Consider the following 23,074-nt stretch of genomic DNA (forward strand, 5'->3'; position numbering starts at 1 on the left):
ACCTCAGTCCCCGCCCATTTCCCAGTGACGCGCCATCAGTCTCGCCGCCTGGTCGGCCAATTCGTCAGGCACGGTCGGATAGAGCGGCAAAGGCCGGGCATTGCTCGGGAGCGCAATGGTAGCGGTGCCGCGCACGGTTTCCTCGCCTCGCTGGTTGGTGAATTTAACTGCAACGTCGACGACCTGGTTCCCATGCTCTGTACGCTTGGCGAGTACTTCGCCAGTGACATGCTGAACGTCACCCATATAATTGAACTTACGGACTTCGTCGTGGAGACTGGTAATGACGGCATCGTCGCCCGCCCAATCGTTGAGGTATTGCCACAGGTAATTCTCGCGCATTACGCCGTAATCGTAAGCCATTGGGTTGCCGATCGCTTGCGCCCAAACCGGGTCCCAGTGGAGCCGCTGAGCAACATCGGGAATGCCGTGCTCGTTCTTGACGTAAAATGCGGGGATGCGCTGGCGGTTTTTATGCGCGCGGCGGTTGGCTGTAGGCGCGTAAGGCGAAAAGCCATAGCCGCCGGCATGAAAGCAGATCACGTCGGTGACTGTCAGGGGGCCTTTGGCTTGAGTACCCAAGCTATCGCCCTTCTCGACATCCTCAAAGCGGCGCTTCTTTGCGCCCTGGACAGTCTCCGCGGCGTAGATTTCCTCGATCGCACGAAATTCTTCATCGGTATACGTTGCTGGCTCGATCGCGCTGTATTTACCCTTGGTGGCAGCAGTTTTACGTTCCGTGAGGACGCGCAAGACGTCGTAAGTGGCTATGACTTCGGCCCGCTGGTTCACCTTGACCCGGCGACTGGTCATAATGACGGAACGGCCCGCGAATTCCGACTGCTTGACCTCGCAGGTCAACTCCCCGCCGAAGGTGTAAACGGCGTCGCCGGGACGAAGCGGACGGTAGAAGTTCCAGTCTGCGCCGGAAACGAATACGTGGATACCTTTAAACAGACTCTTTTTAAGCGCCTTCACCTCGGCGCTTGGGGGATCGCCGCGCATCGGCGTGCTGACCTGTCCGACCATCATTCCCGGCGCGATGACCCCTCCCCAGCGCGTTTTGCGCGCGTAGTTGGGATCGACGAACAACGGGTTATCATCACCGCAGCCGTAGGCCCAATTACGGATGGAATCGTGCGAAGCGGTCTGGACGTATTCAGAGGTCTTCATCGCTTCCCAGACGCCGATGAGTTGGCGTTGACGCTCGATGTCCGAGTCGAGAATTTCGTAGGCGACGGCCTTCTGCCATTCGTCGCTCTGCTTGATATCAGTTTTTACCTCAGCCATCGCCTGCTCCCTTGCATCCACATATATAACTAGGTAATAGAAGCGGAGAGACGAAGCAAGGGGTTTTGCATGACCACGGTAAGGCGCATCAGCGACGCTTTGAAGACGCGCGCTGTGCATCAGAGCGATGAGATAGCGCACGATGACACTCGTCGGCAGCTAACTTTTGCCGCATGGGACCGCGAAGCGGACGAAATCGGAGGTGGGCTTGCAAAAGCGGGTTTGCTGCCCGGCGACCGGGTGTTCCTCCCGATCAGCAATGTTCACGCGGTGGAAATGGCGATCGCGGTTTTTGCGATCTTCCGCGCGGGTGGGATAGCATGCCCCATCAATACCCGCCTGAGTCGCCGCGAGATCAACGATTACGCAGAACTCACTACACCCAAATGGTGTATGACCGACACGCCGGAAGCGGTTGCTGGGCTAGAGTTTTCAAGGTGTTGGACTGTCGATGCGATGCCGCGCGATTTTTCTGCGCTGCCGGACCAGGCAAGTCTCGATCCGAATGCTGACGCGGAAATTTTGGGCACCAGCGGAACCACAGGCAAAATCAAGGGCGTCGTCGTAACCCATCCCGACTTGATGAAGGGCGTCACCGGCACCAACATGGACCGCTCCCGTTCAACCTTGAACGCGTTGCCGCTAACCGGTTCCGGGGGCAACCTAGGCATTGTTATGCTGCCCGCAAAGGGCGGCGCGACTGCAATTACCCAGCCCAAGTTCGACCCGAAGGGCTTCCTCGACCTGGTGCGGGATAGGCGCCCCAATCTCGTTTACCTGGTGCCCTCGATGCTGCGCCTGTTGCTAGATCATCCTGACGTCGCAGCTTACGACTTTGCCGGGGTGCGCTACCTGATGACCGGCACCGCGCCACTACCGCACGATTCGGTAAAGCGTGCCATGAAGCTATGGCCGCACCTTCGGATCCGGAATACTTACGGCATGTCCGAGGGCGGTGTCGGGATCGGCACTTCAAGCCAGGCACAGGTGCTCAAGGCCGGCTGCGTGGGCAAACTGCCGGATCATATGCAGATCCGAGCCGAAGACGGCAAAGTGATCCGGGAGGCTGGGATCGTCGGAGAGATTTTCGGATTTCAAAAGCACCCGCGCCGCTACTGGAACGATCCGGAGGCCACCGCAGCCAGCTTTGCCGGGGGTTGGACTAGGACGGGCGACCTCGGCTACGTCGACGAGGACGGCGACCTGATCATGTCGGGCCGCTCGAAGGAACTGATAATTCGCGGCGGGTACAACATCACTCCGCTCGAAATCGAGACGGTGCTACACCTCCACCCTGCGGTGCAGCAGGCCGCGGTGGTGGGTATCCCGCACGATGTCCTGGGGGAGGATATCGCGGCCGCCGTGACGCTGCGTCCCGGCGAGACTGCCTGCGATGTTGAGATCGTCGCATTCTGCCGAGAGCATCTTGCCGACAACAAGATCCCGAGAACCCTGCTGGTGCTCGAACAGATGCCGCTCAATCCCAACGGCAAGATCGTCAAAAAGGAACTTGCCCCGCTACTCGAAGAGGCTGCGAGAGTGGCTCGGGCGAAACGGGTCGCATAGCGTCGGTCAGGATTGCTGCCGGTCATTTCGGCAGCATCACATGATGCCCATCCCAAGCGGACTCACACATGCCCCGGTGGTGCCGGGCCGATGCCGATTAACCTACCTCAGTTCATCGAACGGAACATCCTTGTCCATGCGAATTTCGCCAGGCATCCCAAGCAAGCGTTCAGCAATCTGGTTGCGCAGCACTTCATCAGCGCCCCCGGCAATTCGCATTACCGTCGAGTAAATGTAATCGTATTGGAGATCGGCAGTGGCCGCGTCGCGAGGGTCAGGTGCGATCGCATCGAGGCCACGCAGTTCCATCCCCAGCCCACTGGTCTTTTGGTAACGCGCGGCATAGGCCAACTTAACCATCCCCGCGAGCGCGCCGGGATTCTCGCCCTTGGACACCATGGTCCGCAGGCGCGCCTGGAACCATCGTTCCCCCTGCTCATCGGCAAGCGCCTCGGCGAGGCTTTGCCGCACCGCGCCGTCGTCGAACATTGAGCCCCCCTTTCCGTCGGGGGTCTCTTGCGCAAACGCCAACAGCGGTCCGATCTCGCTTTTATACGAGCCAGAGCCGAGCCGCTCGCCCATTAAGACCGTCATGCAGCAAGCCCAGCCTTCACCCACCGCACCGATGCGGTTGGAATCCGGAATTCGAACGTCCGTGAAGAAAGTCTCGTTGAACTCACTGGCGCCGGATATCTGGCGGATCGGGCGGGTTTCGATGCCGGGAGTCTTCATATCCACGACAAAAAACGTAAGGCCTTTGTGCTTGGGCATCTTGGGATCGGTACGGACGACGAGAATGCCCCAGTCGGTCAGGTGCGCCCAGCTCGACCAGACTTTCTGCCCGTTTACGATCCAGTCTTCACTGCCGTCGTCAGCGCGAACCGCTTTCGTCCGCAAACCCGCGAGGTCCGAACCGGCGGCGGGCTCGGAAAACAACTGACACCAGGTAAGGTCGCCGTTAAGTGTCGCCTCGATGAAGCGTTCGCGCTGCTCATCGTTACCGTGCTTGGCGATGACCGGGAGCGCCATACCAGTGCCAATCGAAATGAATGGTCCCTTGGGCAGGTTATAGCAGGCCTCTTCCTCCGCGAAGATCAAGGCCTCGGCGCCCGACAACCCCTGCCCGCCCAGAGCCTTAGGGAAGGTCAGTCCCGACCAGCTGCCCCGAGACAATTCGCGCATCCAGGCGCGGCTGCGCTCCGCTTCTTCGGTGTCAGGAATCTTCTCTCCTGGGGTAAGTTCGTGCGCTGGTGCGTGGCCAGCAAGCCAAGCCTTGGCCTGTGCCCGGAAAGCGGCCTCCTGAGGTGAATCGTTGAAGTCCATTTCAGGCTGCTTTCGTTTGAGTGCCGGGCTGCTGAGATAGCAGGCGATCAGCCCAGAACCCGCGGTTGCCGAGGTTGACTGCGAGCAGGCGTTCTCGCCGGTAATAGAAGTGGCAGTTAGCCTCGAAAGTATAGCCGATTCCGCCGTGGACTTGCAGATTCTCTCGCGCCGCTAGCTCGAACGCCTTGATCCCGGACAGCCGGGCCGCTGCCGCAGCGCCGGGTAACTCCTCCGGCGCGCTTCCGGCCGTCCAACCAGCGAAATAGGCGTTGGAACGAGCCAGCTCAATTGCCACCGCGACATCGGCCAGCTTGTGCTTGATGGCCTGGAAACCCGCAAGCGGGCGCCCGAATATCTGGCGCTCCATGGAGTAAGCCCGGCCCATCTCGAGGCATGCTTCTGCTCCGCCGACCGCCTCGAACGCTACTTGGACAGCAGCTCGATCAAGCAATGTAGGAAGTTGGTTCTGGCCGGGAAGGAACTCCGCCTCCGCGCGATCGAAATCGACGCGATAGTGGGGGCGAAGCTGATCGAAACTCTCAAGCCGCGTTCGGGAAACACCCGGTTGGTCGAGCCTCACGAGAGCGATACCGGAGCCAACTTGAACCGCTGCAATATCCGCCACCCCGGCATCGGCGACGGGTGTTTTGGTCCCACTTAGTTTGCCGTTCGCCAATGAGACGGTCTGGCCCAGAATCGGCCCCGGCCCTTCGGCACTGGCGAAGCAGCCGACCGCCTCACCGCTCGCCAGTTTTGGCAGCCATTCGGCTTTCTGCGCGTCACTCCCGCCAAGTCTGATTGCATCGGCAGTAAGGACAATCGACGAGAAGAATGGCAATGCCGCATTGACGCGCCCTAGCTCCTCCGAAATTACCCCTTGGTGAAGCTCGGACAGACCCATGCCACCATACGCTTCGGGCAGATTGATGCCTAGGAATCCCATGTCTGCCAATTCGCGCCACAGGACATGGTCCCATTCGGCGTTGGCATCGATCAGGACGCGTAGGCGGTCGTATGGTATGCGTTCGGCCAGAAGTCCGCGAGCCTGCTCGGCAAACATCCGTTGTTCGTCGGAAAGGTCGAAATTCATAGCCTCAATCCTCACTTCAACGTCTTGAGTGCGTCAAGCATTCGCACGAAGTGGAGGGCGTCCCAGACATCCTGGTCTTCTCCCCAGCCCACCCTGCCGTCGAAGTCCCAACGCATAAACTGGTTGGTGCCATAGCCCGCTTCGCTCATCTGGCTCATGGCCATGCCTTCGGCGGTCGTCTTCCGCCCAACGAGATCGGCCATCTCAACCTGCATGTGGGCGCTCCAGGCGGTTTCCGGGCTCCGGAAACAACGCATTCGGCTGATCGCCTTGTTGAGCGAACCGTATGCGCCGTCGCGCAAGAGGTAGCCCCCGTTCATCGGGCTCCAGCCTTCGGCATCGCCATTTGTGGCCGGACAAAGCCGAGGAACCCGTTTTGGCCGTCGGCGTGTCTGGCCTTCTATTGCCAGGCGCAGGTCAGGGCGAATCACGCTTGCCATTTCCCGCCCAGTTGTATAACCTAGTGCCATATCATTCACATTATGCGGCGAAGGTGTCAAGCTTGGCTTATCAGGGCGAACGTTCGGGACAATGAGGCCCTCTGCCGACCGCCTTGTCGCCGAACGATTCCCGCGCCGGATGCCCGTTCCGGTCCGTTTTGCCGACATGGACATGTTTCGGCACCTCAACAACGTCGCTGCGGGGCAATTCTATGAGGAAGGGCGCTTTGCGATTCTGGCCGAGGCTAACGCGCGCGTGCCCCGCGAAGAGCGACGATCGCTTGTCGTCGCGAGTGTCCACACCACCTTCCTGGGCACGGCTCGCTATCCCGGCAAGATCGACGTTTGCACCGGCATTGTCGAAGTTGGCATTAAATCGTTCGTGATCGGCCAGTCCCTGTTCGTCGAACAACGCTGTATCGGAACAGCCGACACAACCGTCGTCGCTACCGACCCCGATGGCGCATGCCCCCTGCCGGCAGTGCTTGTTGTGTACCTTCAAACACTGCTCATAACTCCGTGACCGCTCTGGGGGCGCCAGACTTTGATCGAAAAGGATAAACTCGAACATGAACGCCCTGCACGTCCACCCGCACGAGGAATCGGCCGAGCGCCGCTGGTCAAGGTTCAAGCCGATCCGCTCGGGCGAAGACTACATCTCCTCACTTCGCAACCGGGGCACCGACCTCTATTTGTTTGGTGAAAAGGTCGCCGAGCCGGTCGACCATCCAATCATTCGTCCCTCGATCAACGCGCTGGCTATGACTTATGACCTGGCGCTGGAGGACCCCGATCTCGCCACGGCGCATTCCGAACTCATCGATGCGCCGGTCAACCGCTTCCTCCATATCGTCGGAAGCCCGAACGACCTAGTGATGAAGAACAGGATGCAACGCCGGATGGGTCAGCTTACCGGCACTTGCTTTCAACGCTGTGCTGGCCTCGACACGGTCAGCGTGCTTCACTCCCTTACCTGGGACATCGACGCAGCACACGGCACCTCCTATCACCAGCGCTACCTCGAATTCATGCGCCACGCGCAAGCGAATAACATCGTCATCGGTGCGGGTATGACGGACCCCAAGGGCGACCGTTCGAAGCGTCCCTCCGAGCAGGCCGATCCTGACATGTTCATGCACGTCACCCGCCGCACCGAGCACGGGATTTATGTCCGCGGGGCCAAGGCGCACATGACCGGCGGATGGAATTCGCACTGGATCGCCGTGATGCCGACGATGAATCTCGGTCCGGGGGACAAAGACTATGCGGTTGTCGGACTCGTCCCGGTGGATGCAGCGGGGCTAACTTTTATATACGGTCGCCAGTCATGTGACACGCGCGCAATGGAGAGCGGCAAGATCGACCAGGGTAACGCGCGATTCGGCGGGCAGGAGGCGCTGGTCGTATTCGATGACGTGTTTATCCCCCACGAGCATGTGCTCATGGACGGCGAGTACACCTTCGCACAGCTCATGGTGTCGCGCTTTACCAGTTATCATCGGGCTTCGTATGTTTGCAAAACCGGGCTGGGCGATGTGATGGTCGGTGCCGCAGCGGCTATCGCGGAATACAACGGCGTGGACCAGGCCAGCCACGTCAAAGACAAGTTAGTAGAAATGACGCATCTTAATGAGACCATCTATTCGTCGGCGATCGCTTCGAGCCATGAGGCCAAGCAGCTCGCGTCGGGTATTTTCATGAACGACGAAATGCTCGCTAATGTTTGCAAGCACAACGTTACTCGCTTCCCATACGAGATCAGCCGACTTGCCCAGGATCTGGCCGGCGGGCTCATGGTGACCCTTCCCTCCGAGCAGGAATTCGAAAGCGAGGTCACCGGGCCCATCTTGCGCAAATATTTGCAAGGCCGCGCCAATGTGCCGATCGAGCACCGACAGAGAATGTTGCGCTTGATCGAGAACATGACGCTGGGCCGCAATGCCGTGGGCTACCTCACCGAATCCCTCCACGGTGCGGGCAGTCCGCAGGCCCAGCGCATCCAGATCCAGCGGCAAATGGACGTCGAGAAAAAGAAGAAATATGCCCAGAACCTCGCTGGCATTGGCGAGGAATCTGGAAACTAGCGGCATGGACATCCCGATTGTCGCCCTCTGCGGGATGGCCTCTGACTCGGCCAGTTGGCACGGGATGCCTGTCGATAGGATCGAAGTTCCGCGTGGGCCAACGATCGCCGCGATGGCCGAGCGCATTATCACAAAGTTGCCGCCGCGCTTTGCTTTGTGCGGACATTCCATGGGAGGATATGTCGCGCTCGAGATCGCCCTACGCGAACCAGACCGTCTCACGGCCTTGGCCCTTATTTGCAGTTCCGCCACGCCCGACACGCCGGAGCAGTACGCGGCGCGGTGGGCGCTTATAGATCTGGCGCTCCGGGATTTTGAAATGGTGGCGCGGCGCCTTGCACGCGCCTTGCCCGGACCTAAGGCCAAAGCCGACCAGGTTTTTGTGAATGATCTCGAAGCGATGATCGTGCGCTGCGGTGTCGAGGCATTCGTGGAACAGCAGGAGGCGGTGGCAAACCGTCCCGATTACCGCGATCGCCTTTCAAGCATCGTAGTCAGCACGATGGTGTTGGCGGGCGCTGAGGATCGCATTGTTGCACCCGACCGATCGCGGGAGATTGCCGACCTGGTTCCCTCCTGCACACTTCAGATCATTCCCGAATGTGGGCACATCCCGCAATGGGAGCGCCCGGCCTTGGTTCACTCCGCCCTCGACAAATGGCGAAACACTGCAACGGAAAACCACTGACAGAGTTCAATTCGGATGAAGAGATATTCCATGAAATGTTGCGTGACCGCCGGGAATCGCACTTGCGATTAACTTGCTCATTTAAATAACCTAGTAATATTGCGGACGTCGTGTCCGGGGAGTTTCAGGGATGTCTTATCAGACAATACTGCTCGATATAGCCGGCAACGTCGCCACCATCACCATCAACCGCCCTGAAGCGTTCAACAGCTTCAACAAGATAATGGTGGAGGAGTTCGAGGCGCTGTGGAAGGAACTCGCCTGGAACGACGACGTCCATTGCTGCGTCCTGCGCGCCTCGCCGGGCCGCGCGTTCTGCACTGGGGTCGATGTCAAGCAATCGCTCGAACCCGGAAATGAGGTCGTCCGCCTCGACAATATCTGGCATTGCGAGGATCCGGGGAAGTACCTCGGTCCCAAATCGATGAATTGCTGGAAGCCGGTTATTGCGGCCGTTCACGGCATGGCCGCGGGCGGCGCGTTCTACTGGCTCAACGAGAGCGACATCGTCATCTGTAGCGACGATGCGACCTTCTTCGATCCGCACGTCACTTATGGCATGACCAGCGCGCTCGAGCCGATCGGGATGACCTACAAGATGCCGCTGCAGGACGTGTTGCGGATGGTCCTGCTCGGCAACGACGAACGTGTCAGCGCGAAAACCGCGGAGCGCATCGGCATTGTCAGCGAGGTCGTACCGCTCGACACGTTATGGGACCGCGCGGCGGAACTGGCCGCAATTGTGGCGGCCAAGCCACCTGCGGCGACCGCCGGGTCGGTCAAGGCTATCTGGCAGAGCCTTGATCTACCGCGGTCGGTCGCGCTGCTCAATGGCCTGAAATATTGCCAGATCGGCAATCCTGTCGGCATTCCACAAGTCGATCGCAACGCTCTGATGGCAGACAAGGCCAAGCGCTTCACCCTACGCTGAAATACCCGCGATGCCCTTCCTTCCGCTCCCCAGTCACGACACGCCTGGGGTGCGATAGTCAATGGCAGTGCCTCGCGATGCTGCCGGACTCACCCCAACTCCGCAAGTTTACTTGTTAAAGTCGAAGACCAGATCGGATACGCCACCACCGAAAGGGACGCCGCCAATATAGTCGGGAGAAACGGTACTGCCCCAATCAATTCCAATATCGAAGGTCTCGGAAAGACTGAAGGTTGGTGGCATTTTGTATGTGACGACGTCCTGAGCCAAGATACTGCCATCGTTAGAGATCACAATACCGACCTGTTTTGGCTGACTTTCACCCGAAGCGGGGCGTGAGATTTCAAGACGAAGCGTATTCTCGCCAGTATGCAGGGCTTGCTGTCCCACAACTTCAACAGCCTTACCATCCATTGCGCGCAAGGTGACGACCGGCACTCCATTGCGAAGATGGAGTGCCATCCCACCTAGTGCCCCACCACGCGCAAATATGGGCCCATTCTCATGGCCAGTTGTCAGCCGGACACGAGCTGACATACGAAAAGGCCTTAGCGTTATAGGCGGGCTTGCTCGTTCGGCGATATGCGAAACGGGCGCTTGAAAAGTCCACCGCCCTCCACGGAGGCGCAGTTCTTCCTCGCGCAATTTATCCTCGTAAGGCCGAGATTCGCTGATGTTGCCAATGGGATATACGTTGTAAAGCTTGGCTTGGCGATCGAACTCCGCAGCCATCAATGCAACTCTCGCCGGATCCGCCCTTGCAAGGTCTTTTGTCTGGCCGGGGTCTCGCGATAGATCATAGAGTTCCCAGGGCTCATTGGCTGGCTTGTTATCAACCATGTCCCAGGTATTGATGCGATGACTGGTGACGATTGACCATCGATCGGACCACAAGCTTTTGTTTCCGTACATTTCAAAATACTGCGAGACCTTTCGGTCTTTTGCATTTTTATTGTCTAGCGTGTACGCAAAGCTGAGCCCTTCGAAAGGAGCCTGCTTGACATTGTTAAGCACCGCGCTCGGGCTGACACTGGTAAGTGCCAAGATCGTCGGAGTAATATCGGAAACGTGAACAAATTGTGTTCGCAATTCGCCCTTCGCAGAGATTTGGGCCGGCCACGAAACTACGAGGGGCACCCGCGTGCCGCCTTGGTGCGCAGTCTGCTTGTAATAGCGGAACGGGGTGTTCCCGGCAACCGCCCAACCGAAGGAATAATGAGGGTACGTTTCCGGTCCGCCCCATTTGTCAATGAACGGCATATTTTCTTCGGCTGATGGAAAACTTCCATTGGCAAAAAGAAACTCGTTGTAGGACCCATCAAACGCGCCTTCTGCGCTGGCCCCATTGTCGCTCGTGACAATGATCAGGGTGTTTTTCAATTCGTTCGAATCTTCGAGCGCCGTCAAGAGGCGGCCGAACTGCTCGTCGGCGTAACTAAGCGATGCAGCAAAGACCTCCATCTGGCGCGCATACAGCCGCTTCTTGTCTGCCGACAGACTATCCCACTCGGGCATCCCATCTGGGCGGGGAGCCAATTTCGTGAGCTTGGGGAGCAGCCCTGCCGCAATTTGCCTTTTTAGAATTTCCTGTCGTGCCCAGTCCCACCCCCGGTCAAATTTGTTACGATAGTGATCGATCCACACCTGCGGCGCGTGGTGGGGCGCATGCGCTGTTCCGGTAGCGAAGTACAAGAAGAAGGGTCGGATCTCTGCAACTGCCGCGCGGCCGCCGATCATCGCGATTGCATGGTTCACCAAGTCGGAGTTAAGATGATATCCGGCTGAGGCGGGGGCCTGGACCGGAGCATTGTCCTGCATGAGCACCGGGTGCCAGTTGTCGGTGTCGGCCGCGAGAAAGCCGTAGAATCGGTCGAACCCCTGCTCCAAGGGCCAGTGATTGAAAGGACCCGCGGGCGTCATCTCCTTAGTCGGAAGATGATCCCATTTCCCAAGGGCGAGCGTCAGGTAGCCCGCCGCGTGAAGGTTGGCTGCTACAGTCCCATCTTCGGGCGGAATATTCGCATCGTAACCCGGAAATGGTCGAAATGCGGCAGCGTGCCCCCCCATGTGTACGCTGTGCGAGTTGCGCCCCGTTAACAGGGACGCTCGACTTGCCGAGCAAATCGGTGTGGTGTTGTAGTTGGTGTAGCGCAACCCTGATGCGGCCAATCGATCGATATTGGGAGTTTCGACCAGCCCTCCAAAAGAAGACAGTTGCGCGAAGCCAACGTCGTCGAGCATCCAAACGATGACGTTAGGCCGCCCCTCCGAGCCTCGCGCCGATTTCACAACCGCGGGGTCATTGCTTTGCCCCAACGCAGGCGAAACCAAACCGAGCCCCGAAGCGATCGCTAGGAACTTCAAGGCTGTCGGAATTTTCATAAAAAGCTCCTATTGATACAATGCGAAGGCCCCAGCAGGGTCGTCATGGCTTCAGCTGATTGTGCCGTTCGAACATGCGCTGAGCTTTCGCCGACAGCTCAAGATCCGCTCGCGGCTTGATGACTGGTCCATGTTCGCGGCTCGGAAGGAGAATTGTCGCTTCACCCTCAACGGTGTGCTCACCCCGCTGATTCGTCATCGCAAGCTCCAGATCGACAAGGAAACGACCGTCATCGACCCTCTTGGCTAAGACCCGGCCCGATAAAAACTGGGTGTCGCCTATGTAGTTGAACTTACGCATGCTATCGTACTGACGGAATACCCAGCCGTCGTCGCCGCACCAGTCGGTCAAATAGTGGTTGAGCCACGATTCGCGCACCACCCCGTAGTCATAGGCCATCGGGTTACCGATCCCTTGGGCCCAGGCATTATCCCAGTGGAGGCGTTGCGCGACATCGGGGATGCCCTGCTCGTTCTTGATGTAAAATGGGGGAATCCGCTTGCGATTCTGATGCCAAAGCCTTGAGCCGAACAGGCCGTATTCCCTGATTCCGAAGCCGCCGGCATGATAGGCGATGAGGTGCGTTACTAGGAGAGGCCCCTTGACCATTGCGGGGAGTTCTTCTCCGACCGACACATCTTCGAAGTACCGCGGCTCCGCGCCGCGACGCTGTTCGGCGGCATAAAGGTCATCGATCCTTTGCAGGTCTGCGTCCGAGTAGGTAGCGGGCTCGATCGCCATGTATTTGCCCTTTTTCACGGCACTCGAGCGTTCGGCGTATATAGAGCGTGTGCGCTGGTTAAACACGATCTCGCCACGCTGATTGAGCTTCACGCGGCGCTTGAATTTTGTCACGGTCCGCCCTGAGAATTCCGAAAGCTTCTCGACAAACGACTCATCTCCGCTGAAGGCGTGGAGTGAGTCACCGGGAAAGATTGGCTCATAGTACACCTTTTCCGACCCTGAGACGAACATGTGAATGCCACGAAACAGGCCGCTTGCAATCTCCTTCATTTCCTGCGGCAATTTATCGCCGTACATCGCCTTCGTTATGACTTCCGCCATGCTCGGAGGCGCGATGACCCCACCCCAGCGGGTTTTTTCAGCATACGCTGGATCGGTGAAAAGCGGATTGTCGTCGCCTATCCCATGGGCGTAGTTACGAATATTGTTCTCAGTTGCCTGTTCAATGAAAAGATTGCGCGTTTCGGCAACGTCGTAACCTACGGTTTTCTGGGCGCTTGCGATGTCTTCATCGGTAAGTTTCCACACTCGCGCCTTTTCAAACTCGTCCGAAATTGAAAATGCCTCGGTCATCGTCGTATTCTCAATCTTAGCGAGGCAATGCTCAGTTACGTTGTGCCCGACGCTGGTCAAAGCCTACGGAAAGCAGGCCTAGCCTGCTACATCGCGATTTGGGTAAATTCGTACTCGTGGCCACAGGAGCCAGGCCGGCGCACGAGATCGGCACAGAAGTCATGCTTGACACCTTCACGGCTTAATGTGAGTGTTATGCTACTAGGTTATATACGTGGCGAGACATTGGCAAGCGGGATTCTCATGCTCGATCAATCTTTGACAGTCCCTCGCCTCATTGCCGTACGCGCGCTTCATCGGGACGGCAGCCAGCACAAGCCGCCGGCTGAAAGAGTAGAGAGGTCTTGTTCGGCGGGTAAAGCTCGATCGGCGATAATGCCTCTGCAGAGGGTCGTGCCCTTCCTCGCCCTGCTTCTTGCGCTTGCACTGGGGGCTTGCGGAACCTCTCGCGCGGAAAATCACACGACGGCGACGAGAGAGTGCGCACCTATATCAGATACACCGGTGAAGCTGGTTGGTGGCACGTTTTCGATGGGGCAGGACGACGTCTACCGGGAGGAAGGTCCTGTGCGCCAAACTCATGTCGATAGCTTTTCAATTGACCCTCACGAGGTAACTAACGCCCAATTCGCGAGGTTCGTACAATCGACGCGATATATCACGGTTGCAGAAAAACCTGTGGATCCCTCAGCCTTCGGTATTCCCGTTGCGGAGATTCCTCCAGATATGCTGAAGCCGGGTTCGGCCGTGTTTTCCCCGCCCGCGTATCCGACGAACAACTACCAGGATTGGTGGAAATATGTGCCCGGGGCCAACTGGCGGATGCCTTACGGTCCGCAAGGCCCCCGCCAAGTCCCCGACGAACCTGTGGTCCACCTCGCGTGGCAGGATATGACTGCCTACGCCAAATGGCGAGGAGGTCGGCTTCCGACTGAGGCCGAATGGGAGTACGCCGCGAGTGCTGGTCAGGTGGCTTCCACTGCGCAGCCATCCGAAGCCAACAGTTGGCAGGGCGTCTTTCCGCAGTTCAATACCGAAGAGGACGGTTTCAAGGCCATTGCACCCGTTGGCTGCTATCACCCCAACGCCAATGGACTATACGACATGATCGGGAATGTGTGGGAGGTCACCTCCGACTTCTACAAGCCTGGCCACGATCCTAAGGAAACAGATAATCCGCAGGGGCCAAGCGCGGCCGAAGCCTATGATCCTTCGAACCCCGGCTTTCCATCTCGCACAATGAAGGGCGGCAGCTACTTGTGCGCCCCGAATTATTGCCAACGCTACCGCCCCGCTGCGAGGCAAGGGCGAGACCCAGGAATGGGGAGCAGTAACGTCGGTTTTCGACTCGTTTATGACCAGCCGGGGTAGATGCTGCCCGTTGGCGTGCTCGGTCACGTGAATCGGGCGCGAACTGATGAGTACCGCGAGCTAGACCACATATCCACCAAGCAAGAACCCCTAACCGAATCACCGGACACCGCCATGGGCCTCGTCGAGGTTTCGCAGCCCGCCGGAGTCAGTACCCGCGGGAGCACAAATTCTTCGAGGTTCAGATAGTCGTTTGAGGCAAGCTCGACTCCACGATCAACCTGTGATACCTAGGTCACTAGGTTATATATGTAGGTTCAGGGGATGTTACAATGCGCCGGATTTCCGCCAGCGACGCTGTGTTTCTCGACATGGAAACACCCAACGCGCCTTTAGTCATCGGCGGAGTATTCCTGCTCGATCCAACAACCGCGCCTGGAAATTTCGTCAGGCACCGCGACATCCTCGACTACGTCGACAGCCGCCTCCACCTTATGGGCAATTTGCGACGAAAGCTGGTCCATCATCCGCTTGGGCTCGATGAGCCCCGGCTCATCGACGACCCCGATTTTGACCTGGAATTTCACGTACGACATATCGCGTTGCCGAAGCCACATGACTGGCGACAACTGAAAATCTTGACCGCCCGGCTAATCTCCAGGCCGATGGATATGCACCGCCCGCTTTGGGAAATGTACATCATAGAGGGACTGGATGAGCTCGAAGGCGTCCCAAAAGGTGCCTTTGCGATGCTCTTCAAAATGCATCACGCGACTTTTGATGGCAAAGCCGCCGGCGCGGCACTGTGGGCGTTCATGCAGGACACCCCAGATTGCGAGCCAGTACCTCCGCAAAAGCGCTGGGTGCCGGAACGCAATCCCAACGCACTCGGCTGGACCGTCAATTCAGTACAGGAAGGGGCTCGCCAATGGCTGGCAAACCTTAGAGCTATGCCAAGCCTGGGCAAAGGTATGGTGGCCAGCATAAAGTCAGACGCCAGCAAGCGACCGACTGACTGGCGCGAAATGCTTGCACCGAAAACCCGCTTTCAAAACAAGATCACCACCCATCGGGTGTGGGATTTCGTCCGCTTCGAGATGGCCGATGTGCAAGAACTGAGGGCCGCCCTGGGCAAACCGAAAATGAATGACTTGCTCCTCACTGTCGTAGGCGGAGCCTTGCGAAAGTACCTTGCCAAACACGGCGAACTGCCCGAAAAATCTCTGCTCACAATCTGCCCGATCAACGTTCGCGGCTCCGGCGACCCCGCCGAAGGAGGAAACTTCGTTTCCGGCATGCGCGTTCCTTTGGGGACGGACATCGCCGAACCTCTCGCGCGGCTCGACGCAATCGCTGAAAGCGCCAAGAAGGGTAAGGCCCAATCCGAGGCGCTGGGCGGCCACTTCCTTGGCGACATGTTGGCATTGACTCCCTATCCGGTGCGCACGCGAATTATGCGCGGGATATCGGGAATGGCAGGGCGCGGCAACGCCTCGCTGCCAGGCTTTGCCAACACCACGGTCACCAACGCGCCCAACCCACCCGGCGGGCATTACTTTGCCGGTGCCAAGGTTCTTTGCTACGCAGGCTTTGGGCCCCTTTTCGAGGGAACAGGCCTATTTCATACCATAACCGGGATGGACTTTGAGATCACGATTTCCGCCACCAGCTGCCGCGAAGTCTTGCCTGACATAGCCTTCTACATCGAGTGCCTGCGGGCCAGCTTCGCGGATTTGCAGATAGCGGCCAGGGAAAAGGCCGCAACGAAGTGACCCATCCGCGCGTCCATGCTTTGCATCACCCGGACAAGCCCGCAGTCATCATGACCGACGGATCTGCTACGCTCACTTATGGCGAGCTTGAGGACCGGGCCAACCGCGGAGCGCGATTGCTGCGGGCACGCGGCATCGAGAACGGTGACACGGTTGCCTATTGGCTCGGAAACGGTCCCGGCATATTCGAAGTCTACTGGGCCGCCCAACGCTGCGGGCTTTACATCACTCCGATCGCCACTGCTCTGACCGGAGAAGAAGCCAGCTACATTGTCGCGAACTCTGGGGCGAAGCTGGTCGTTGTAGCGCCAGAGATGGCTGGCTTGTCCGGACTCGACGTAGCACCCAATGTCGAGGTTTTGACCTTCAAGGAATGGCGGGAGGAATGCGCTCGGCACCGCCCGGAGCCGATTGGCGATGAAAGTCCCGGTTTCCACATGGTCTATTCGAGCGGTACAACCGGACGACCAAAAGGCGTTCGGCTCACGTTGCCCGACGGGGGAGTGACCGATCTCCACATGCTCGCGGCCAAAGCGCGCGACGGTTACGGGATTGGGCCCAACGACATCTACCTGTCGCCCGCTCCGTTGTACCATACGGCCCCGCTGGCATTCACCACCACTTGTCACCGGCTGGGCTCGACCGTGGTCCAGATGCCAAAGTTCGAGCCTGAAGCGGCGTTGGCGGCGATCGAGCGCTATGGGGCGACAATCACCCAGATGGTTCCGACCATGTTCGTGCGGATGCTGAAGTTGCCGGAACAGTTACGGGGCCGCTATGACCTGTCGTCGCTCAGGACGGTGATCCACGCCGCCGCGCCGTGCCCGGTACCGGTCAAACGCCAGATGATCGAATGGCTTGGCCCGATAATTCATGAGTACTACGGCGGGTCGGAAGGCAATGGCTCAACCGCCATCTCGTCGGAAGAATGGCTTGAAAAGCCTGGCTCTGTTGGCCGGGCCAACTGGGGCACGCTTCACATCTGCAACGACGATGGCGACGAACTCTCGGCTGGTGAGCAAGGCATCGTTTATTTCGAGGGTGGATGGGACTTTCAGTACCTTGGCGACGACGACAAGACCCGCGACAGTCGAAATCCCAAGCACCCGACGTGGTCCGCGCTGGGCGATGTCGGCTACTTGGACGAGGATGGCTATCTCTTCCTGACCGACCGCAGAAGCTACATGATCATCTCGGGCGGAGTTAACATCTATCCGCAGGAGATAGAGAATCTGCTGATAATGCATCCCGAGGTCGCCGATGCCGCGGTGATCGGCGTGCCTCATCCCGAGTTTGGCGAAGAAGTGAAGGCGGTCGTCCAGCCGGTCGAACTGGATGCCGCGGGACCTGCGCTGGCGGAAGAGCTTATTGCACTTTGCAGACAGAACCTGTCACCGATCAAGTGTCCGCGCTCTGTCGATTTCGACCCCGCACTTCCCCGGCTCGACAACGGCAAGCTTTACAAGCGCCTCATCAAGGATCGCTACTGGCAGGGTCGGTCAACCCGGATTTCGGGCTGATGTTAGCCGGTTTGGCGACCCTGTTCCTGGCGCTCGGTGCAGCGGGTTTATTCGGCGTCAAGCCTAGGTGGCTGCCGCCCGGGATGCTCTTGATCTACTGGCTGCCGAGCTGGCTCGGCCAGTCGTTGGCGGCACAAATTATGGTCGCCTCTGCAATCATCGCAGGCCTCGGAGAAGGGACTGCGCAGGTGATTGCAGTTCTGGCAACTGTCGTCCTGTTCGTCGTGCACTTGCGAAATCGGCGGGATGGTCAGGCGGTGATGGCCGCGGTCAAGCTCGAGGAACGGCTTCCTGTAACCGCGGGCTTTTGCCCGTTTAGCAGCCGGCATGGGATCAAGCGCATTCAAGGGGTTGCCTATGCCCAAGGCGGAGAGCGCAACACGCTGGACATCATCACTTCGAGCGATGCGCCAACAGAGGATGCAAGGGTTCTCATCCATATACCAGGCGGGGCGTGGGTCACCGGCAAACGCAACCAGCAGGCACGTCCGCTGATCCACCATCTTGCACGCAATGGTTGGGTGTGCGTCGATATCAACTACCGGCTCGGTCCCCGCAATCGCTTCCCGGCTATGCTCACTGACGTCCTGCGCGCGATCGCCTGGGTCAAGACTCACATCGCCGTCTATGGAGGCGATCCTGGGCGTATCGTACTCACTGGAGGGTCCGCAGGAGGGCACCTCACCGCGCTCGCGGCGTTAGCGCACGACCGCGACGAGGCGAAGCCCGGGTTCGAAGGTGTCGATTGTGCCGTTCGGGCCGCAGTGGCGCTCTACGGGCGATACGACTTCATCGACCGAAATCGCTTGTGGGGCCGCAATCACGACAAGCTGATCCAATTTGCTGCCGAAAAAATAATGCCTCGCGACGCTGGCCCACAATTGTGGGACCTCGCGAGCCCCATCGCTCAAGTCCGAGGCGATGGCCCACCGCTGCTGGTGATTCATGGACGCCACGACACCTTGCTGCCGAGCGAGGAAGCGGACCTGTTTGCCGACGCCCAGCGCGCAGCGGGCGGCAAGGTTGACGGGGTCACCCTGTCTGGCGGCCAGCACGCCTACGATATGCTGGAATCTGCAATGACTGTTGGACACATGCGCGCAGTGCGCCACTGGCTCGAAAGTAGGATGTGACATGGCCGAACTTCACCAGCTGACCTCAAGCGACGCGGCGATGCTGTTCCTCGAAACGCCGGACACGCCGAATCACATCGCGCCGCTCATCATCTGCGATCAGTCCACCGTGCCGGGTGGCACCACGCTGCGCCTGCGACAAATCAAGGCTAAAATGGAACGGGCCCTCGATGGCGCGCCAAATTTCCGCCGACGGCTAGTGCGTCCGCCGCTCGACATCGACAACCCCTACTGGGTTGACGATCCGAACTTCGACCTCGACTTCCACTTACGCCATCTTGCCTTGCCTGAGCCCGGTGATTGGCGGCAGCTGTCGATTCAGGTGGCCCGGCTGCTCTCTCGCTCGCTGGATCCGAACCGGCCATTGTGGGAAATGTACGTAATCGAAGGACTGGACCGGGTTGTCGATCTCCCGCCCGGGGCGTTTGCCGTCCTATTGAAAATTCATCATGCAATGATGGACGGCATGGGGGCGATGTCGCTGATGGATGGAATGTTTGATCGCTCTCCGCTGCAACCGCCCGAGCCGTCGGCAGCGAAGTGGCGTCCCCAACCTGGGCCGCATATGACTGAGATAATATCCCGCGGCTGGTTGAATGCCGGCCTTCGCTTTAGCAAAATCGGGGTACGATTGAATGCCCTTGCTGCCAAAGCCGTGCGCGAACGGCTATCCGGCCCCACAGAAGAATCACCGATTCCCGCCAACGCAGTGCCAAAGACCCCATTTAATGGCCCTCTGACCCCGGCGCGTGTCTATGACCTGAAACAATATCCACTCAAGCGCATCAAATCATTACGGTCACTGGTTCCCGGCTCAACCGTAAATGATGTCGGGTTGGCGCTCATCACCGGCGCGCTCCGGCGCTACCTGATAGGCCGAAATGCCTTACCCGCGGACAATCTGATCTGTGCGGTACCAGTGTCGATCCGAAGCGAGGCCTCTAGAAACAAGCCGGCCGGCAACGAAATTTCGGCTATTTATACCCCGATCCCCACAGGGACCGAGGACCCACTGGAACGATTGCGCCTGATCGCTGCGCAGATGGCCCAGCAAAAGGTTCTCGACCGTGCGCTGAGCGCGCGCAGCTTGGTCGATTTGACGTCTGAGTTGCCGGGCACGATGGGTGGGCTGATCAGCCGTGGGATGACCGCCATTGGCGATCGAAGGGGCCGGGCGCTTATCGCCAATACGTTGGTCACCAACGTTCCGGGAATGTCCGCACCGATGTATTTCTGCGGAGCTCGGATCGTCAATATCGTCGGCGGCGGACCCTGCGTCACCAACATGGGCCTGATCCATCTGATCGGGAGCTATTGCGACTTGTTCAACATCAACGTCGTGGGTTGCCGAGACCTGGTTCCGGACATAGGGTTCTACATGGAGTGCGTCGAAGACAGTGTGGCCGAATACTTTGATCTATACGCAGCCCTAGTCGGGCACGATGTGACCTCCTCACCTGTTTCTCGCCGGACTAAGAAAAAAGCGCTCTAATATTCAATTGTTTACCCTCTCGGGGAAATACGAGGAAGTCTCGGACCAAAGGATCGCCGCATCCGCGTGTCACGTCTATCGACCGCTTCATTCTCAAGCCGAACTAAGTGGGCGTTGAGCGCCTTGCTCACCGATATAGCATTACGGATCTGCTCGATCCGGGGCCACGTAGCTCGCCGCCCCTCGGCTATCAGTTTCTGGATTTCGGCATCACTTGAGAACTTGAAAAGTGAGTGCTTCAGACTGCGCGCGTTAAAGCTTGCTTCGATCGTGATATCGCCGGAGACAGTCTGATCGGCGACGCGATAGAAATACTCAAGCCAGGCGTCGGCCCCATATCGATTAATCCCCCACGGTGAGCGTTGCGCAAGCTTGGCACCCTCGCGCAGCGCACCGAAGAAGAGGTTGCTCGATTGATAGATCACTCCGTCCTTTCCGGATTTGGGGTCGGCACGGAAAAACGGCGTCATCAAGCTCATGGGATTTATCTGGCTGACAATAGTGTGATTGACCGCGTAGAGTCGCTGCAGCCGCTTCAACGGAAGATCGTCTGCCAAGGCACCGTCGATCCAGCGCTGGTTGGGCAAGTATGGCACGATCTTGCCGCTGCGATCCTTGGCTTCAAGCATCGACGGTTCCACAAACTGCGGCACTGACGAGGTCGCATGGCAGGCGGAACGCAGCGTGACGTTGGGCGAAGTGATCGCATTGAGGAGGCGACTTCTATGATGCCGATCGGGCGAAGCAATTGAAATATTGATCATTCGCCCAGTGTGTTCATACGCCTCTGCAAAAGTCATGTCGTCTACAAGCTCCTCGATGACTTCCCGCCTTGATTGATCGAGTTGGCTATCGGCCCGCACCTTTCGCCCCAAAATAGCAGCCCATGGAAGACCATTTTTGCCTACCAAATTATAGCGTTTGGCGTCGAGATACCCTGTGAGCTGCTCGTCGGTGCGCGTACCGAGCTGCGCGCAAAGCCAACCACCGGCGCTGGATCCTGACAGCACATCGGGCAAAACCCCCTCACCGAGCAACGCATCGACCACACCGTGATGGAAATATATCCGCCCCCCCCACCGCTCAGCATAAGCGCAGAGCGACCGTAGCAGAGGGAGGCCCTCTGGAAAAAATCGAGCTTCTCGCCAAAGGCCACTTCATTCTCGGGTGATCTGGCAACCACATCCAGCGCTTCAATTATTGCCGCGACGTACTGCGGTATCAAATCCTTCGTGCCGTACTTCGAACGGGCATACAGTTCCGGATTTCCCATCCCGCCCATGTTGCCGTGAATGCCCTCGCTAAGAATATTGAGCAGACCTTCGCCGTCGCGAGACTCCACACTCTGACGCAAGGAATCCTGCCTTCTTCGGATGTCTGCCGCATCGAACGAGCCATCTACTTCGTCCGCCTTCCATGCGTCAGCACCGGAGACCCGGTCACAACTCTTGGCGGCGGCGCTCCATTCGGCATAGGTCCTTGCCGGAACTCGACGGTTTGGCGTGTTCGACACGGTCTCGCCTTCGAGGTTTGCCATCGACAACACGTTCTTCCCCTACTTATCATACTAGGTTATCTATCATGAGGGATAGCGGGCCGATGCTCGGATAGCAAGCTGTCCGGGTCCCCTTCCCACAAGTCTCCGCACGCTTGTATGCCCTCCCCCATGTGCTGCCGACGACGTGTGTATGCTTTCATTCAAGCTATTTGCTTGCACACCTTGCCTACATAGTCCACCTAGTGCAATATGTCGGCGCAGAGGATGTGGCACGGCGATCGTGGGAGCGCGCCTAATGCCGTGCAGCAGCACCGGCTACTTGTCCCGAGCCAGATTCTCAACGTGGACGGCGGCTTGGTGCTGCACAACTGAACGAAGGACTACAACCTTGGCACAAGACATTCTAGGATACGCGGGCAAGCGCTGCGTCGTAATGGGCTGCTTCTCCGGCACAGGCGAGGCTCTGGCCCGCCAACTCGTGGCACTCGGTGCCGAAGTCCACGGCGCGGACATCAAGCGATCGCCGGTCGAGCTTACCTCATTCACCACGGTCGACCTCAAGGATCCATCATCGATAGCCTCGGGCGTCGCCAGTATTGGCGGTGAGATCGATGCGCTGTTCAACGTTTCTGGTCTGCCGCAGACCTTTCCCGGAGAAGACGTCGTTACCGTCAACTTCCTCGGGATTCGTGCCTGGACCGAAGCCTGCCTGCCGAGGATGCGCGATGGCGGCGCAATCGTCACCGTTTCATCGCTGGCGGGCATGGCTTGGCTCACCAAGCAGCCGCTCGTGCGCGAATTCATGGCAATCACCGATTTCACTGCCGCCCGCGACTGGTACACCGCCAACAAGGACCGAGCTGGGGATCCCTACGCCCTGTCCAAGGAAGCGATAAACACCTGGACGCAGATCTCCGCACCAATCTTGATGGAGCGGGGCATTCGCATCAACTGCACGATGCCGAGCCCGATTGACACGCCGATGCTCAATGATTTCAAGCAGATTGCGGGCGATGCGGTGCTCGGCGCTTTTGCCAAGGCCAAGGGCCGTTACTCGACTCCCGAGGAACAGGCATTGCCACTGATCCTGCTCAACAGCGACGCGGCGGGTTTCATCAGCGGGGTCTGCCTTCCCGTTGACGCAGGGCTGGCAGGTGGTCTTGCGACCGGGGTCCTCGATATCCAGAAGATGATCGCCGAGGCGAGTGCGGCGGCCTGAATTCCACCATGTTGAAT

The 23,074-nt window shown here is 58.7% G+C and carries 19 protein-coding genes; 11 read left to right on the forward strand and 8 right to left on the reverse strand.

The annotated features are described in order from the left end of the window. Window positions 1-3: 3 nt before the first annotated feature. Window positions 4-1,290: a MaoC family dehydratase N-terminal domain-containing protein gene (locus GKE62_RS06240; protein WP_154691489.1), complete on the reverse strand. Its 1,287-nt coding sequence runs from the start codon at window positions 1,288-1,290 to the stop codon at window positions 4-6. Between the two features lie 69 nt (window positions 1,291-1,359). Between GKE62_RS06240 and GKE62_RS06245 the strand changes: the two genes are divergently transcribed. Beyond that, window positions 1,360-2,856, forward strand: coding sequence for a class I adenylate-forming enzyme family protein (locus GKE62_RS06245; protein ID WP_154691490.1), 1,497 nt, complete (start codon window positions 1,360-1,362; stop codon window positions 2,854-2,856). Window positions 2,857-2,958: 102 nt separating this feature from the next. Here the strand turns inward: GKE62_RS06245 and GKE62_RS06250 are convergent, their stop codons facing one another. The 3 genes from GKE62_RS06250 to GKE62_RS06260 are packed head-to-tail and all read right to left on the reverse strand — an operon-like array spanning window position 2,959 to window position 5,589. Beyond that, on the reverse strand, window positions 2,959-4,179 hold the full coding sequence (locus GKE62_RS06250; protein ID WP_154691491.1) for an acyl-CoA dehydrogenase family protein: 1,221 nt from the start codon (window positions 4,177-4,179) through the stop codon (window positions 2,959-2,961). A 1-nt stretch (window position 4,180) separates the two neighbouring features. Continuing rightward, on the reverse strand, window positions 4,181-5,269 hold the full coding sequence (locus tag GKE62_RS06255) for an acyl-CoA dehydrogenase family protein (RefSeq protein WP_154691492.1): 1,089 nt from the start codon (window positions 5,267-5,269) through the stop codon (window positions 4,181-4,183). Between the two features lie 11 nt (window positions 5,270-5,280). Further along, a complete protein-coding gene (locus GKE62_RS06260) occupies window positions 5,281-5,589 on the reverse strand; it encodes a hypothetical protein (RefSeq protein WP_154691493.1) in 309 nt (102 codons plus the stop codon). Between the two features lie 259 nt (window positions 5,590-5,848). Between GKE62_RS06260 and GKE62_RS06265 the strand changes: the two genes are divergently transcribed. The 4 genes from GKE62_RS06265 (at window position 5,849) to GKE62_RS06280 (ending at window position 9,412) form a co-directional block, all read left to right on the forward strand. Next, the gene (locus GKE62_RS06265) at window positions 5,849-6,232 is read left to right on the forward strand and encodes a thioesterase family protein (protein WP_195908627.1); all 384 of its coding nucleotides are present in this window, start codon (window positions 5,849-5,851) and stop codon (window positions 6,230-6,232) included. 46 nt (window positions 6,233-6,278) lie between these two features. Beyond that, window positions 6,279-7,793, forward strand: a complete 1,515-nt coding sequence (locus tag GKE62_RS06270; RefSeq protein WP_154691495.1) for a 4-hydroxyphenylacetate 3-hydroxylase family protein — start codon at window positions 6,279-6,281, stop codon at window positions 7,791-7,793. Between the two features lie 4 nt (window positions 7,794-7,797). Continuing rightward, complete coding sequence (locus GKE62_RS06275; RefSeq protein WP_195908628.1) at window positions 7,798-8,481, forward strand: alpha/beta fold hydrolase; 684 nt, start codon at window positions 7,798-7,800, stop codon at window positions 8,479-8,481. Between the two features lie 130 nt (window positions 8,482-8,611). Further along, window positions 8,612-9,412, forward strand: coding sequence for an enoyl-CoA hydratase/isomerase family protein (locus GKE62_RS06280; protein WP_154691497.1), 801 nt, complete (start codon window positions 8,612-8,614; stop codon window positions 9,410-9,412). A gap of 108 nt (window positions 9,413-9,520) precedes the next feature. Here the strand turns inward: GKE62_RS06280 and GKE62_RS06285 are convergent, their stop codons facing one another. Together GKE62_RS06285 and GKE62_RS06290 are read right to left on the reverse strand one after the other, a co-directional pair. After that, a complete protein-coding gene (locus GKE62_RS06285) occupies window positions 9,521-11,794 on the reverse strand; it encodes an arylsulfatase (protein WP_154691498.1) in 2,274 nt (757 codons plus the stop codon). Between the two features lie 43 nt (window positions 11,795-11,837). Continuing rightward, window positions 11,838-13,112: a MaoC family dehydratase N-terminal domain-containing protein gene (locus GKE62_RS06290; protein WP_154691499.1), complete on the reverse strand. Its 1,275-nt coding sequence runs from the start codon at window positions 13,110-13,112 to the stop codon at window positions 11,838-11,840. A 504-nt stretch (window positions 13,113-13,616) separates the two neighbouring features. Between GKE62_RS06290 and GKE62_RS06295 the strand changes: the two genes are divergently transcribed. From GKE62_RS06295 to GKE62_RS06315, 5 genes are all read left to right on the forward strand, one after another. Then, window positions 13,617-14,483: a formylglycine-generating enzyme family protein gene (locus tag GKE62_RS06295; RefSeq protein ID WP_230206957.1), complete on the forward strand. Its 867-nt coding sequence runs from the start codon at window positions 13,617-13,619 to the stop codon at window positions 14,481-14,483. Window positions 14,484-14,755: 272 nt separating this feature from the next. Beyond that, window positions 14,756-16,195 (forward strand): wax ester/triacylglycerol synthase family O-acyltransferase, encoded by a 1,440-nt coding sequence (locus GKE62_RS06300; RefSeq protein ID WP_154691500.1) that lies wholly within the window; start codon window positions 14,756-14,758, stop codon window positions 16,193-16,195. Further along, window positions 16,192-17,715, forward strand: coding sequence for an acyl-CoA synthetase (locus GKE62_RS06305; RefSeq protein ID WP_154691501.1), 1,524 nt, complete (start codon window positions 16,192-16,194; stop codon window positions 17,713-17,715). Before GKE62_RS06300 ends, GKE62_RS06305 begins: the two co-directional genes overlap by 4 nt. Before the next feature lie 11 nt (window positions 17,716-17,726). Further along, window positions 17,727-18,848, forward strand: coding sequence for an alpha/beta hydrolase (locus GKE62_RS06310; protein WP_195908629.1), 1,122 nt, complete (start codon window positions 17,727-17,729; stop codon window positions 18,846-18,848). A gap of 1 nt (window position 18,849) precedes the next feature. Further along, window positions 18,850-20,340: a wax ester/triacylglycerol synthase family O-acyltransferase gene (locus tag GKE62_RS06315; RefSeq protein ID WP_154691503.1), complete on the forward strand. Its 1,491-nt coding sequence runs from the start codon at window positions 18,850-18,852 to the stop codon at window positions 20,338-20,340. Window positions 20,341-20,351: 11 nt separating this feature from the next. Here GKE62_RS06315 and GKE62_RS06320 read toward each other — a convergent pair whose 3' ends face one another. Then, on the reverse strand, window positions 20,352-21,359 hold the full coding sequence (locus GKE62_RS06320) for a patatin-like phospholipase family protein (RefSeq protein ID WP_230206958.1): 1,008 nt from the start codon (window positions 21,357-21,359) through the stop codon (window positions 20,352-20,354). Beyond that, window positions 21,245-21,877, reverse strand: a complete 633-nt coding sequence (locus GKE62_RS18850; protein ID WP_154691505.1) for a DUF3336 domain-containing protein — start codon at window positions 21,875-21,877, stop codon at window positions 21,245-21,247. Before GKE62_RS18850 ends, GKE62_RS06320 begins: the two co-directional genes overlap by 115 nt. Before the next feature lie 256 nt (window positions 21,878-22,133). Between GKE62_RS18850 and GKE62_RS06330 the strand changes: the two genes are divergently transcribed. Then, window positions 22,134-23,057, forward strand: coding sequence for a coniferyl-alcohol dehydrogenase (locus tag GKE62_RS06330; protein ID WP_154691506.1), 924 nt, complete (start codon window positions 22,134-22,136; stop codon window positions 23,055-23,057). The last annotated feature ends 17 nt before the right edge of the window (window positions 23,058-23,074 follow it).

This window comes from Novosphingobium sp. Gsoil 351 (genome assembly GCF_009707465.1).
Taxonomy (GTDB): Bacteria; Pseudomonadota; Alphaproteobacteria; order Sphingomonadales; family Sphingomonadaceae; genus Novosphingobium.